This is a genomic window from Deinococcus terrestris, assembly GCF_009377345.1.
GTDB classification, from domain to species: Bacteria; Deinococcota; Deinococci; order Deinococcales; family Deinococcaceae; genus Deinococcus; species Deinococcus terrestris.
Genome location: NZ_WBSL01000003.1, coordinates 239,403 through 252,259, shown reverse-complemented (window position 1 = coordinate 252,259; position 12,857 = coordinate 239,403). Strand labels below are relative to the sequence as shown.

The 12,857-nt window shown below is 72.4% G+C and carries 13 protein-coding genes; 11 read left to right on the top strand and 2 right to left on the bottom strand.

Annotation, left to right across the window (positions count from 1 at the left end; genetic code table 11):
- The first annotated feature begins 17 nt into the window (after positions 1–17).
- Genes F8S09_RS09615 through pxpA form a run of 3 tightly spaced genes read left to right on the top strand, consistent with a single transcriptional unit; the run spans position 18 to position 2,361 of the window.
- Entirely contained in the window at positions 18–659 is a 642-nt protein-coding gene (locus tag F8S09_RS09615; protein WP_152871262.1) for a 5-oxoprolinase subunit B family protein, read from the top strand.
- Between the two features lie 5 nt (positions 660–664).
- A complete protein-coding gene (locus F8S09_RS09610) occupies positions 665–1,609 on the top strand; it encodes a 5-oxoprolinase subunit C family protein (RefSeq protein ID WP_322618698.1) in 945 nt (314 codons plus the stop codon).
- A complete protein-coding gene (pxpA, locus tag F8S09_RS09605) occupies positions 1,606–2,361 on the top strand; it encodes a 5-oxoprolinase subunit PxpA (RefSeq protein WP_152871260.1) in 756 nt (251 codons plus the stop codon). Before F8S09_RS09610 ends, pxpA begins: the two co-directional genes overlap by 4 nt.
- On the opposite strand, the gene dgt is transcribed toward pxpA, so the two are convergent.
- On the bottom strand, positions 2,358–3,515 hold the full coding sequence (gene dgt, locus F8S09_RS09600; RefSeq protein WP_152871259.1) for a dGTP triphosphohydrolase: 1,158 nt from the start codon (positions 3,513–3,515) through the stop codon (positions 2,358–2,360). The genes pxpA and dgt overlap by 4 nt on opposite strands.
- Positions 3,516–3,740: 225 nt before the next feature.
- Between dgt and F8S09_RS09595 the strand changes: the two genes are divergently transcribed.
- The 3 genes from F8S09_RS09595 to F8S09_RS09585 are packed head-to-tail and all read left to right on the top strand — an operon-like array spanning position 3,741 to position 6,795.
- On the top strand, positions 3,741–5,366 hold the full coding sequence (locus tag F8S09_RS09595) for a histidine kinase N-terminal 7TM domain-containing diguanylate cyclase (protein WP_322618693.1): 1,626 nt from the start codon (positions 3,741–3,743) through the stop codon (positions 5,364–5,366).
- On the top strand, positions 5,363–5,887 hold the full coding sequence (locus tag F8S09_RS09590; protein ID WP_152871258.1) for an NUDIX domain-containing protein: 525 nt from the start codon (positions 5,363–5,365) through the stop codon (positions 5,885–5,887). The genes F8S09_RS09595 and F8S09_RS09590 overlap by 4 nt, the downstream gene beginning before the upstream one ends.
- Positions 5,884–6,795 (top strand): bifunctional riboflavin kinase/FAD synthetase, encoded by a 912-nt coding sequence (locus tag F8S09_RS09585; protein ID WP_152871257.1) that lies wholly within the window; start codon positions 5,884–5,886, stop codon positions 6,793–6,795. Before F8S09_RS09590 ends, F8S09_RS09585 begins: the two co-directional genes overlap by 4 nt.
- Before the next feature lie 12 nt (positions 6,796–6,807).
- On the opposite strand, the gene F8S09_RS09580 is transcribed toward F8S09_RS09585, so the two are convergent.
- Entirely contained in the window at positions 6,808–7,344 is a 537-nt protein-coding gene (locus F8S09_RS09580; RefSeq protein WP_152871256.1) for a DUF6174 domain-containing protein, read from the bottom strand.
- Between the two features lie 44 nt (positions 7,345–7,388).
- Here F8S09_RS09580 and F8S09_RS09575 point away from each other — a divergent pair, with 44 nt between their 5' ends.
- The 5 genes from F8S09_RS09575 (at position 7,389) to F8S09_RS09555 (ending at position 12,831) form a co-directional block, all read left to right on the top strand.
- Positions 7,389–8,225 carry a 1,4-dihydroxy-6-naphthoate synthase gene (locus F8S09_RS09575; RefSeq protein WP_152871255.1) on the top strand — a complete coding sequence of 279 codons (837 nt, stop codon included), beginning with the start codon at positions 7,389–7,391 and terminating at the stop codon, positions 8,223–8,225.
- Positions 8,226–8,327: 102 nt separating this feature from the next.
- On the top strand, positions 8,328–9,605 hold the full coding sequence (locus F8S09_RS09570) for a PQQ-dependent sugar dehydrogenase (protein WP_152871254.1): 1,278 nt from the start codon (positions 8,328–8,330) through the stop codon (positions 9,603–9,605).
- Positions 9,605–11,029, top strand: a complete 1,425-nt coding sequence (locus tag F8S09_RS09565; protein ID WP_152871253.1) for a superoxide dismutase family protein — start codon at positions 9,605–9,607, stop codon at positions 11,027–11,029. Before F8S09_RS09570 ends, F8S09_RS09565 begins: the two co-directional genes overlap by 1 nt.
- Positions 11,030–11,119: 90 nt before the next feature.
- Positions 11,120–12,064: an ABC transporter ATP-binding protein gene (locus F8S09_RS09560; RefSeq protein ID WP_322618692.1), complete on the top strand. Its 945-nt coding sequence runs from the start codon at positions 11,120–11,122 to the stop codon at positions 12,062–12,064.
- Positions 12,061–12,831, top strand: coding sequence for an ABC transporter permease (locus F8S09_RS09555; RefSeq protein ID WP_152871251.1), 771 nt, complete (start codon positions 12,061–12,063; stop codon positions 12,829–12,831). The genes F8S09_RS09560 and F8S09_RS09555 overlap by 4 nt, the downstream gene beginning before the upstream one ends.
- Positions 12,832–12,857 lie beyond the last annotated feature (26 nt).

Below are 12,857 nucleotides of genomic sequence, written 5' to 3'. Positions count from 1 at the left end.
GCGTGGAATCATGCGGCATGTCTGGCCCGCCCACGTCCGGCCCGCCCGCCGAGATCACCCCGCTGGGGGACGCCGCCCTGGTCGTGCGCTCGGCCCTGGCGCCGGGGCTGCGGGCCGACCTCGCGGCGCGGCCCCTTCTCGGCGTGCGGGAAACCGTGCCCGCGCTGGACGTGCTGACGGTCCTCTACGATCCGCTGGGCACGGGACCGGAGGCACTCGCGGCGGCGCTGCGGGAGCGCCTGGCCGGGCTGCGGTCGCTGGAGGCCACGCCGGGTCGTCTCCACGTCCTTCCCGTCACCTTCGACGGACCGGACCTGGGCTGGTGTGCCCGGCAGGTCGGCCTGGGCGAGGCGGAGTTGGTTCGGGCGCTGGAGGAGGTCACCCTCACGGTCGCCTTTCTGGGCTTCACGCCGGGGTTCGCCTTTCTGACGGGGCTGCCGCCGCCGCTCCAGATGCCCCGCCTCCGTACCCCCAGGCAGCGTGTTCCGGCGGGCAGCGTGGCGCTGGGGGGACCGTGGGCGGGCGTGTATCCGCGCGAGACGCCGGGGGGCTGGCGGATCGTGGGACACACGGCCGTGCCCCTCTTCGACCTGGGGCGGCCCGAGCCGGTGCTGTGGGGGCCGGGGGACCGGGTGCACTTCGTGGCGGCCGATGCTTGAGTCCTGTGATGATTGAAGTGCGGCGACCCGGCCTTCAGACCACCGTGCAGGACGTGGGACGGCGGGTCCTGGCGCTCGGCGTGCCGGGGGGCGGCGCGGCGGACCTCATGGCCCTGCGGCTGGCGAACGCGCTGGTGGGCAACCCGGCGGGGGCGGCGGGGCTGGAGATCACCCTCGCCGGACCCCGCTTGCAGTTCGGGGCGGCCGCGCTGGTGGCCCTGTGCGGCGCCCCCTTCACCGCCACGCTGAACGGTCAACCCTTTCCCCTGGAGCGGGCCGTCGCCGTGTCCGCCGGGGCCACGTTGGACGTGGGCGTGGCGACGCGGGGCTTGCGGGCCGTGCTCGCGCTGCGGGGCGGGCTGGACGTGCCTGAAGTGTTTGGCAGCCGCTCCACGGACCTCCGGGCGGGCTTTGGGGGACTGGAGGGGCGGGCGCTGCGGCGGGGCGACCAGCTCGGGTGGTTCCTCTGGCCGGAGGTGACCCCACCAGGGGCCTTCCTCTCCCCCACCCTCCGGACGCCGACCGGCCCGGTGGTCACGCTCCGGGTGCTGCCCACCCCCGAGGCGACCCCGGCGCTGCTGGCGGCACTGACCCGCGCCTCCTTTACCGTGAGTCCGCAGGCCGACCGCATGGGGGTGCGGCTGGCCGAGGGCGTGCCCGCGCCGCACGACCCCGCGCGGGTCAGCCTGCCCAACGTGCCGGGCGCGGTGCAGCTTCCGCCGGACGGACGGCCCATCCTGCTGCTGCCCGACGCGGGGACGCATGGGGGCTACCCCACCCCGCTCGTCGTGGCGGCGGTGGACCGCCCGGCGCTGGGGCAACTGCGGCCCGGCGACCGGGTGCGCTTCCGGGTGGTCACGCTGGCGGAAGCCCACGCCGCGCTGCGGGCACGGGAGCGGACCTTGCGCGGGGTGGAGGAGGCGCTTCGGTGGTGGTACAAGGAGCCATGAGCCAGCACACCACCGACCTCAACGCCGACCTGGGCGAGGGCAGCCCGCACGAGGCGGCGGTCATGCCCTTCGTCACGAGCGCCAACATCGCCTGTGGGGGCCACGCAGGGGACGCAGGGACGATGCGCGGGAGCCTGCGCCTCGCTGCGCGGCATGGGGTGGCGGCGGGAGCACATCCCGGCTTTCCCGACCGCGAGAGTTTCGGGCGGCGGGAGCTGCACTTTGCGCCGGACGAGGTGACCGCCTTCGTGCGCGAGCAGATCGAGGCGCTGAAGGCGGCAGCGGCGCGGGAGGGCGTGCGGCTGGCGCACGTCAAGCCGCACGGGATGCTCTACAACATGGCGGTGAAGGACGCGGCGCTGGCTGGGGCGATCGCGCGGGCAGCGGCGGATTCGGGCCTCCCGCTGTATTTCGGGCTGGCGGGCGAGGCTTCGGTGATGCTGCGCGAGGCGGCGGCCCTGGGCCTGACCCCGGTGGGCGAGGCCTTCGCGGACCGGGGCTACGCGCCGGACGGCTCGCTGTGGCCGCGCGGTCAGGCGGGGGCGCTGCTGTCCCATGCCGAGGCCGTCGCGCAGGGGGTGCGGCTGGCGCAAGAAGGGGTAGTCACGGCAGTGACGGGCGAGACGGTGCGGGTGCCTGCCCGGACCCTCTGCCTGCACGGGGACGGGGCGGAGGCGGCCGAGCTGGCCCGCGACCTGCGCCGGGCGCTGGAAGCGGCGGGGGTGCGGGTGACCGCGCCCACCCAGGGTTAACGCCAGCCCGCTCCCGGCACCGGGGGCCGCAGCGCCGCGTGCAGCTCGGCGGCGTAGCGGTCGGTCATCCCGGAGACGTAGTCACACACGGCGCGGGGCAGGCCGCCCTCCTCGGCGCGGGCACGCACGCCGGGGGGCAGCATGGAGGGCCGCGAGAGCAGCGCCGTGAACAGGCCCGTCAGCAGCCGGGTGCCCTGCTCGACCTGCATCTCCACCCGCCAGTGGCGGTAGAGCCGCGAGCGCAGGAACTCGCCCGTCTCGCGCAGGCGCACGCGCATCTCGGGGCTGTAGGTGACCAGGCGCTCGGGCAGCGCCCGCACCGCCTCCGGGGTCCCCACGCCACTCTCCGCGATGGCCGCGTGGGTCGCCCGCGTCAGGTCGCCGATCAGCCAGCCCAGCAGTTCACGGTGCAGGGTGCGGCGGTCGCGCTCGGTCAGGGAAGGGGCAGCGGGGGGCACGCGCCGGAGCAGCTCGGCCCACAGCGGCAGCTCGGTCAGGTCCTCCGGGGTCAGCAGGCCGCTGCGTAGGCCGTCGTCGAGGTCGTGGGCGGTGTAGGCCAGTGCGTCGGCAGCGTCCACGAGCTGCGCTTCCAGGCTGGGCGGCCCCAGGCCCGACCGGTTGTGCTTGTTCAGGCCGTCGAGGGTGTCGCGGGTGAGGTTCAGGCCCCGGAAGTCCGGGTAGCGGTCTTCCAGCACGGTCACGATGCGGCAGGCCTGCGAGTTGTGGTCGAAGGTGTTGTCGGGAGCGGCCCCGTGCCCCTCCATCAGCGCGTTCAGCGCCCGCTCGCCCGCGTGTCCGAAAGGGGGGTGCCCGAGGTCGTGCGCGAGGGCGATGGCTTCCGCCAGCGTCTCGTTCAGGCCCAGGGTCAGGGCCACCGAGCGGGCGACCTGTGAAACTTCCAGGGTGTGGGTCAGCCGGGTGCGGTAGTGGTCCCCCTGCCCCCCGCTGAGCGACACGTTGACGAAGACCTGCGTCTTGTACTCCAGCCGCCGAAAGGCCGTCGTGTGCAGGATGCGGTCGCGGTCCTTCTGAAAGGCGGTCCGGGTCTCGCTCTCGGGTTCGGGAAAGGCGCGGCCCCGCGCGGCGCGGCTGAGGGTGGCGTACGGCGCGAGGCCAGCCGCCTCGCGGGCCTCCAGGTCGGCGCGGGTGAACATGGAGGGATTGTGGCAGAGAGGGCAGGGCCACGTGTGCCCCCTCCCCAACGGGAGGTACCCGGCCGGAGCCGCCGTCCGGCATACTCGGGAACGAGCCGGGACTCCTGCCCGGCCTGCCCCCGGACCGGGACGACCCCCCATGACCCCCTTCCCTCCTTCCAGACGGCTGCCGCGCCCGCCCGGACGCGGGGCCTCCTGCCGCCTGCGCGGGCGGCGGGGCCGGGCGTGAACGACGCCCTCGCGTCCTCGTTCGCGGCGTGGCTGATGGGGTCGGCGCTCGCCGCGCTGCTCACGGCGCGGTTCGCGTGGCGGCGGCGGCAGGCACCGGGGGCCACCCCGCTCGCGCTGCTGCTGCTCTCGCTGGCGGTGTGGACGCTAACCTATGCCCTGCACTGGCTGGACGTGCCGCCCGGCGCGGTGTTCTGGCTGGACGCCACCTTTTTCGGGGTGGTGGGAGCGCCTGTGTGCGTGTGGCTGCTCACGCGCGAGTTCACCCAGCCGGACCGCCCGATGCGCGGCCTGGAGTGGCTGACGCTGCTCGCGGTGCCGGGGGTGACCTGGGGCCTGCTGCTGCTGGGCGACCCCGGCGGGGTGCTGTTCGGAACCGGACCCACGCAGGACGCGCACACCCGGCTGGCCGGGGGGCCGTGGTTCCGGGTGGTCGTGCTGCACGGCTACGCCCTTATCGCGCTGAGTGCGCTCGCGCTGGGGCAATTCTGGCTGCGGACCTCCGGGGTCTACCGGCGGCAGGCCGGGGTGCTGCTTGCGGGGCTGTGCGTGCCGTGGGGGGTCAATTTCGTGAGCGTGCTGGGCGAGCGGCCCTTTCCAGACTTCGACCTCACGCCCATGCTGTTCATGGTCACGGCGCTGGTCTTCTTGTGGGGGCTGCTGGGCTTCCGGCTCTTCGACCTCGTGCCGGTGGCGCGGCACCAGCTTGTCGAGCAACTCGGCGAAGGGGTGCTGGTACTCGATGGGCAGGGGCGCGTGCTGGACCTGAACGCGTCGGCCCGGCGCCTGGCCGACCCCGCCCTTGCCCACCCGGTCGGGCACCCGGTCACGCGGGTCTTTCCGCGCCGCGGCGGGGACCTGGCGGCGCAGATCAACGGGCTGGAGGGCCAGACCGAACTTCTGATCGACGGGCGCTCCCACGAGGTGCGCGTCTCGCACCTGCGCGACCGGGCGGGGCGCTCGCAGGGGCAGGTGGTGGTGTGGCGCGACGTCACCCGGCAGCGCCAGGCCGAGGCTGCGCTGCGCCGGGCGCATCAGGAGCTGCAAGCCCGCCTCACCGAGATCGAGCGCCTGCAAGCCGAGCTGAGCGAGCAGAGCGTGCGCGACCCCCTCACCGGGCTGCACAACCGTCGCCACCTGGGCCGGGCGCTCGAGGTCCTGCGCGGACAGCCCTTCAGCGTGCTGCTGCTGGACATCGACCATTTCAAGGCCGTCAACGACTCGTACGGGCACGCGGGCGGCGACGCGGTGCTTCGGGCGGTGGCGGGGCAGCTCGCGGGGGCCGTGCGGCCCGGTGAGACGGTGTGCCGCTACGGCGGGGAGGAATTCGTGGTGCTGCTGCCGGGCGTGGGCACAGATGCCGCCCTCGCGTGGGCGGAGGGCTGGCGGCAGGCGATCGCGGCGCGGGGGGTGCGGCTGGGTGGGCAGCGGGTGCCCGTCACCGTGTCGCTGGGCCTCGCCGGAGCGCCCGAGCACGGCACCGACCCCGACCGGGTGCTGCTCGCCGCCGACGGGGCGCTGTACGCGGCGAAAGAGGGCGGCCGGAACCAGTGCCGGGTGGCTCCCCCTCCCGTCCCGGAAGGCACATCCCCGGAGGCGCCTGCTCTAGAGTGCCCCACATGAGCAAAGCCGGGGCGGGCAATGGGGACACGCAGGTCATCTACGACGGGCGCGTCGTGCGGCTGGAGCGACTGGAAGGCAAGTGGGAGGTCGTCCGGCACGCCGACGCGGTGGCAGTGCTGGCCCTGAACGACGCCGGGGAAATGTTGCTGGTGCGCCAGAAGCGCCCGGCCATCGGCGAAACGACGCTGGAAGCTCCGGCAGGCCTGATCGACGAGGGCGAAACCCCCGAGGAGGCCGCCCGCCGCGAGTTGCAGGAGGAGGTGGGCCTCGACGGCGAGATGACCCTGCTCACCCGCTTCTATTCCAGCCCCGGCTTCTGCGACGAGTTGCTGTACGTGTTCGCTGCCGAGAACCTGCGCGAGAGCCGCCTCCCCCACGACGAGGACGAGGAGATCGAGGTCGTGTGGATGTCGCCGCAGGCGGTGCTGAACGGCCTGCGGGAGGGCACCCTGCACGGCAGCGCGAGTACGGTGGCGGCAGCCCTGTACGGCCTTCAGCGCCTCGCGGAGCGCCGGGAATGAAAACCTACGTCTCCCCGGGCGGGCGCCCCGACACCGAGACGGTCGTGGCGGTCGGCTCCTTCGACGGGGTGCATCTGGGGCACCAGGCCCTGCTCGCGCAGCTCAAGGAGCGGGGGCGGCGGCACCGGGTCCCCACGGTGGTCTACACCTTCGACCCGCCCACCCGCGTGCTGACCCAGGGCGCCCAGTTCCTGTCCACGCTGCCCGAGAAACTCGCGCTGCTGGCCCGCTACGGCATCGACGAGACCATCGCCGTGCCCTTTACCCGCGAGTTCGCGGCCCGGCCCAAGGAGGCTTTCCTGGAGGACCTGCGGGCGCTGCGGCCCCGCTCGGTCGTGGTGGGCGAGGACTTCCACTTCGGGCGCGGGCGGGCGGGCACGGTGGCGGACCTGCGGGAGGTGACCCGCGACGTGGTGACCGTCCCCATGCACCAGCTCGGCGGCGAGGACATCAAGAGCACCCGCATCCGCGAGTACCTGCGAGAGGGCGACGTGGAGGGTGCCCGCCGATTGCTGGGCCGCCACTACGACGCGCAGGGCGTGGTCGTGCAGGGCGACCGCCTGGGCCGCCAGCTCGGCTGGCCCACCGCCAACCTCCAGGTGCCCGAGGGCAAGGCGCTCCCGCCCGGCGTCTACGCGGTCGTCGCCGTCACCGAGCGCGGGCCGGGGCACCAGCAGCGACATCACGGGGTCGCCAACATCGGCTTCCGGCCCACCGTGAACGGGACCGAGCGGCGTTTTGAGGTGCATTTCCTCGACTTCGAGGGCGACCTCTACGGCGAGGAGGTGGGGGTCAAGTTCTTCGCCCGGCTGCGCGGCGAACAGAAGTTCGGCGGGCTGGACGAGCTGAAAGCGCAGATTCAGCGGGACGCCCAGGCCGCGCGGGAGGTGCTGCGGGACGTGGAGTAGCGGGCGTGGACGCTACGGCCCGCCGGGGACCACGCGGGTGAAGTTGGTGATGCGCCACTCGCCCCAGCCGTCGGCGATATTGGCCTCGCCGCTGCCGCTGTAGAGCCGGGTGGGGTGGCCCAGTTGCGGGTCGTAGTCGGTCTCCACCACCGGGCAGGGCCGGGAGCGCCCGTCGGCCAGGAGACTCGCCACTGCCGCGAAGCGGTCCTCGACCGTACCCCACGCGTTCGGTCCTGGCTCACCCTGCTGCCCTGCCGCCACCGCCACCGCCTGAACCTGGCGCTGACGCACACTCACGCGCACGGCCGGAAACAGCACCGGGGCGGCAACCTCGGTGAAGTCGTATGCATAGTCACGAATCCCCGCCAGCGCCCAGCGCGTTCGTGCTGACGCCAACTCCCGCCTCAGGGCCGCGAAATCGGGTCGCACGTAGCCCGGCGCACAGACCGCCTGTGGGGGCGGCGCTCCACCCCCACCTGCCCCAGCCAACCCCGCCACCGTGCCCAACCCCAACGCCACGCCCAGCATCCCCCCGCGCAGAAGTGTCATGGGGTCAGCATAGACATGGGCGGGGGCGGGCGTACCCTGACCCCATGACCACCCTCCCCGCCGCCCTCGACCTGGGCTATTCCTTCTGCCCCAACGACACCTTCATCTTCTACGCGCTGCACGCGGGCCGGGTCCCGGCGCCGCTGCCGGTGCGGGAGCGGCTGGAGGACGTGCAGACCCTCAACGAATGGGCGCGGGAGGGCCGCCTCCCCGTCACCAAGATCAGCTACCGCGCCTACTTCGAGGTGATGGAGCAGTACGTCGCCCTGCGCTCGGGCGGGGCGCTGGGCCGGGGCGTGGGGCCGCTGGTGGTGGCACGGGAGGAACTGGGCGACCTGAACGGCAAACGCGTCGCCTCGCCGGGCAACCTCACGACCGCCGACCTGCTGCTGCGGCTGGCCTACCCGGAGGTGCAGCTCACGCCGATGCGCTACGACGAGGTCATGCCCGCCGTGGCGCGGGGCGAGTACGACGCGGGCCTGATCATCCACGAGTCGCGCTTCACCTATCAGGAACACGGCCTCGTCAAACTGCTGGACCTCGGCGCGTGGTGGGAGGGCGAGACGGGGTTGCCCCTTCCGCTGGGCGCGATTCTGGTGCGGCGTGACCTACCGCCGGGGGTGCAGCGCGGCCTGAATGCGGCGGTGCGGGAGAGTCTGGAGTACGCCTACGCGCACCCCGCCGAACCCAAGGCCTATATCCGGCAGCACGCGCTGGAGATGAGCGACGAGGTGATGCAGGCCCACATCGACCTGTACGTGAACGGCTTTTCCCGCGACGTGGGCGAGGAAGGCGAGCGGGCCGTGCGCGAACTGCACCGCCGGGCGGTGGCGGTGGGGGCGGCGCGGCCCTCCGGTCTGCCGCTGTTCGTGAGGGACTGAGGCGAAGACTTCACACGAGGCCAACCGTGGCCTCAGAAGGTGTGCCAGGGCGAGATTGCCCCGCCGGGAAGCATGGGAATTTAGTAACCGGAGGAACAAACCATGCACAAGCCCATGCTCGCCGCCCTGACGGTGGCGCTCGGTGCCCTGGGTGCGGCGCTGGCCCAGGGGTCGGCCTCGCCCACTGGCCCCGGCCCCGCCCAGACGACCATCCCGACGCCCCGCCCGCTGCCCGCTCCCGAGCCGCCCGTCACCGTGACGGCCACCCGCAACGAGCCGCGTGCCCTGGGCTTCACGCCCGACAAGCTCGCGCGGCTGAAGGTCCCGGCAGGCTTCCAGATCAAGGTGATGGCGACCAACCTCGGCAACGCGCGGATGATGCACGTGATGCCCGACGGCGGGATTTATCTCACCCGGCGGCAGCAGAACGACATCTGGTACCTCAAGGACGTTAACAAAGACGGCCTCTTTGACGCGGGCGAGCGCCGCATGGTCGCTCAGAACCTCAAGCTGGTGCATGGCCTGGATGTGCGGCAGGGCAAGCTCTACGCGGTGGGCGAGAAGACCATCTGGGTGATGGACATGGCGCAGGACGGCACCCTGAGCGTGCCGCGCGTCTTCGCCGACGGCTTTCCCGACGCCGGGCAACACCCCGCCCGCGGCCTGAAGTGGGGGCCGGACGGCTACCTCTACGCCTCCTTCGGCTCCACCAACAACGACGCGCCCACCCAGAACCCGGAAGAAGCGACCATCCTGCGGATTCGCCCCGACGGGCAGTGGCGCGAGGTGTATGCGCGGGGGCTGCGCCACACCATAGGCTTCGGCTGGCACCCGGTCACGGGCACCTTCTACGGGATGGATCAGGGCATGGACTGGCACGGCGACAACATCCCGCCCGAGGAGCTGAACGTGATTCAGCGCGGGCGCAACTACGGCTGGCCCTTTTGCTACGGGGACCGCAACCCGGACCCCTACACCAACTCCAGCCAGATTCCCGGCAAGATCACCAAGGCCGAGTACTGCGACCTCACCCAGGGCAGCCTGCTGAACTACACGGCGCACGCGGCCGCCATCGCCATGAACTTCTATACCGGCACGAGTTTCCCAGCCGAGTACCGCAACGACGCCTTCGTCGCCTTCCGGGGGTCGTGGAACCGCTCGGAACCCAGCGGCTACGAGATCGCCCGCGTGAACTTTGACGCGCAGAACCGGCCCACCGCTATTGAACCCTTCATCACCGGCTTCGTGTACGAGGAAGGCGGCGAGTGGAAGCAGTTCGGGCGCGTGGCGGGTGTGGCGACCTACACCGACGGCAGCCTGCTCTTCACCGACGACCAGAGCGGCGTGATCTACCGCGTGCTGTACACGGGAGGCCAGTGATGAAGCTCCAGACCAAGCGGGTCCTGACCCTGGGTGCCCTCGCCCTGGGCGCGGCGACGGCGGGCGGAGCGCAGGCCCCCATGACGATGGCCCCAGCCAGCACGCCCCTGAGCGCCACCGCCGCCATGCGTGACCCCGCCGGGCAGGTGCTGGGGACCGCCCGCTTCGTGCAGCAGGGGATGGGCGTGCAGGTCACCGTGGAGGTGCGCGGCCTGGCACCGGGGCAGCACGGCATGCACGTCCACGAGTACGGACGCTGCACCCCTGGCGTGGACGAGGCGACGAACACCATCGTGCCCTTCGGCGGGGCGGGCGGGCACTTTGACCCCGGCATGAGCAAGAACCACGACGACCCGCAGGCACCCAACAAGTATGGGCACGGCGGCGACGCCCCGATGCTGAACGTGGGCGCCGACGGAGTGGGCCGCGCGAACTTTACCACCGACAAGTTCAGCCTCACGGGGATGAACGGGGCGCTGAACCGCACCCTGGTCATCCACGCCCGCCCCGACGACTACAAGTCCGACCCGGCGGGCATGTCGGGCGCCCGCGAGCGCTGCGGCGTGATCGTGCGCGACGGCCTGACCACCCGCGACTACACCCTGCCCGGCGCCCAGGACTTCCCCGAGGGCGTGGCCTACGACGCCCGCCGGGGCGTGATCTACACGGGCAGCGCCGTCAACGGCACCATCTATGCGATCAACGCGGCGAACGGCGTGGTCAGCAAGTTCCAGGAGGGCGGGGCGCTGGGGCGTCAAGCCGCGCTGGGGCTGAAGGTGGACGCGCAGGGCCGCTTGTGGATCGCGGGCGGGGCGCAGGGCACGGTCAGCATCCTGACGCCCGATGGCGTGACCCTCAAGGTGCTGGAGACGCCGCCGTCGCCCAACCCCTACATCAACGACCTGACCCCCGCCGCCGACGGCAACGTGTATGTCACCGATTCCACCCGACCGGTGATTTTCCGGGTGGACCGCAACCTCAACCTGACCGCGTGGCTGGACCTGGCGAACACGCCCATCAAGTACGGCCCCGGTATCAACCTCAACGGGATCACGGCGACGCCCGACGGACGGTACCTGCTCGCCATGCAGCTCAATACGGGCGAGTTGTGGCGCATCGACCTGCGGACCAAGGCCGTGCGCCGGGTGATGACCGGGCTGGTCAACGGCGACGGCCTGCTGCTGGACGGGCGGACCCTGTATGTCGCCCGCAACAAGGACCAGGTCGTGAGCAAGGTTAGCCTCGCGGCCGACTACGGCAGCGGCCAGCTCGTGGCCGAGGAACCCCTGCGCGGCCTGCGCTTCCCGGCGACGCTGGCGCTGGTCGGAAATGACCTGGTGGTGACGCAGGCGCAGCTCGACCGCAACATGGCGGGGATTCCGCCGGAAACGCCCTTCCGGTTGACTCGCTTCGGCAAGTTCTGAAGGTCGGCAACTCACTGGGGGGAGGCCGCGTGGTCTCCCCTCTTCCCTTTGTAAGACTCCCGACGCACTTGCCCTCCTACCCTGGCAGGCGTGACCCAGCCTCCCCCCGAAGCGCCCGCCCCCGCCCTGGAGGTGCGCGGCCTGCACAAGCGGTACGGGCGCCACAGCGTCCTGCACGACATCGACCTCGCGGTCGCGCCCGGCGAGGTCTACGCGTTGACCGGCCCCAACGGCGCGGGCAAAAGCACCCTGATCCGCACCGTGACCGGGCTGGCCTTTCCAACCTCCGGGACCGTGCGGCTGTGCGGGCGCGACGTGCATGTGGACGGCCCCCGCGCCCGCGCCGCGCTGGGAGCGGTGGTGGAGGCCCCCGCCCGCTTTCACCCCGAGTTCACCGGGACCCAGAACCTGCGGATGCACGCGGGCCTCGCGGCGATGGCGCCGGGGGCCGAGCGGGTGGATGCGGGCCGCATCCGCGAGGTGCTCGCGCTGCTGGAACTCACCCGCATGGCCGACCGCCGGGTGGGGGAATACTCGCTGGGGCAGCGGCAACGGCTGGGCGTGGCGAGCGCGATTCTGGCGCGGCCCCGCGTGCTGATTCTGGACGAGCCGACAAGTGGGCTGGACGCGCTGGGCATCGGCCTGATTCACCGCATCGTGACCGACCTCGCGGCGGAGGGCTGCGCGGTCCTGCTCAGCACCCACCACCTGCGCGAGATCGCCACCTACGCGCACCGGGTGGGCATCCTGACGGGCGGGCGGCTGGTGGACACCGTGGACCTGCGGGCGCGGCAGGCGGCCTACCGCTTCCGGGTGAGTGACCCCGCCGGGGCCGCCGAGTGGCTGCGGCGGCTCCCCTTCGTGAGCGGGGTGGGCACCCGCACGCCCTACGCGCTGGCGCACCTCGGGGACGAGGCGCGGGTGCCCGACGCGCTTGCGCACCTGGGGCAGGGGGGCTTCCGGGTGCTGGAGGCCGCTCCCGACCACTTCGACCTGTACGAGTACTACCGCGAACGGGTGGAGGTGGCGGTATGACCCTTTTTTCGCTGGAACTTCGTAAGCTGCTGCGGCGGCGCAGCGCCCGGCTGGGGCTGCTGGTGTGCTTCCTGCTGCCGCTGCTGTGGCCCTGGGCGCCCCGCGTGGAGGCGCTGTTCGGGGTCGAGCTGGTCAGCGGGTGGCAACTCCCAGCGGTCAGCCTGGGGGTGCTGGTGCAGTTTCTGCTGCCCCTCTTTATCGCGGTGACGTGCGCGGAACTGATCGGCTCGGAGGTCAGCGGAGGCACGCTCGCGCCGCTGCTGCTGCGGCCGGTCAACCGGACCCGCGTGCTGACGGGCAAGCTGCTCGTCGCGCTGCTGTATCCGCTGCTGCTGGTGCTGGCGACGGTGGCCGGGTCGCTGCTCGCGGGCCTCTTCCTGGGGCTGGGGTCATTTACTGGCGGCACCGGGCTGGGGCCGGAGTTCTTTCAGGGGGTGGGGACGCTGACGCCGGGGCAGGCGCTGGGGCAGGTGCTCCGCGCCTCACTGCTGGCCGCCGTCATGCTGCTGCCCGTCGCCAGCCTCGCGGTGCTCTTCGGAGTGCTGTACCTCAATACCGCCGCCGCCGCGCTCGCCACGCTGGCGACCCTGAATATCCTGCGCCTCTTCGCCGTCTTTCCCGAGTGGGTGCAGCGCCTGCTGCCCACCACCCACTTCGACCTGTACGCCCGGCAGACGGACGTGGCCTCGGGGCTGATCCTGCTGCTGATCTACACGGCGGGCTTCGGGGTGCTGGCGGCGCTGGCGTTCGAGCGGCGGGACGTGTAGGGCACAGAGCAAGGGGCGGGGGAGCC

What these genes read in the sequence shown, in the direction of transcription:
- F8S09_RS09615 (WP_152871262.1), top strand. Translation starts at nt 18, where the DNA reads ATGTCTGGCCCGCCCACGTCCGGCCCGCCCGCCGAGATCACCCCGCTG.
- pxpA (WP_152871260.1), top strand. Translation starts at nt 1,606, where the DNA reads ATGAGCCAGCACACCACCGACCTCAACGCCGACCTGGGCGAGGGCAGC.
- dgt (WP_152871259.1), bottom strand. Translation starts at nt 3,515, where the DNA reads ATGTTCACCCGCGCCGACCTGGAGGCCCGCGAGGCGGCTGGCCTCGCG.
- F8S09_RS09590 (WP_152871258.1), top strand. Translation starts at nt 5,363, where the DNA reads ATGAGCAAAGCCGGGGCGGGCAATGGGGACACGCAGGTCATCTACGAC.
- F8S09_RS09585 (WP_152871257.1), top strand. Translation starts at nt 5,884, where the DNA reads ATGAAAACCTACGTCTCCCCGGGCGGGCGCCCCGACACCGAGACGGTC.
- F8S09_RS09580 (WP_152871256.1), bottom strand. Translation starts at nt 7,344, where the DNA reads ATGACACTTCTGCGCGGGGGGATGCTGGGCGTGGCGTTGGGGTTGGGC.
- F8S09_RS09575 (WP_152871255.1), top strand. Translation starts at nt 7,389, where the DNA reads ATGACCACCCTCCCCGCCGCCCTCGACCTGGGCTATTCCTTCTGCCCC.
- F8S09_RS09570 (WP_152871254.1), top strand. Translation starts at nt 8,328, where the DNA reads ATGCACAAGCCCATGCTCGCCGCCCTGACGGTGGCGCTCGGTGCCCTG.
- F8S09_RS09565 (WP_152871253.1), top strand. Translation starts at nt 9,605, where the DNA reads ATGAAGCTCCAGACCAAGCGGGTCCTGACCCTGGGTGCCCTCGCCCTG.
- F8S09_RS09555 (WP_152871251.1), top strand. Translation starts at nt 12,061, where the DNA reads ATGACCCTTTTTTCGCTGGAACTTCGTAAGCTGCTGCGGCGGCGCAGC.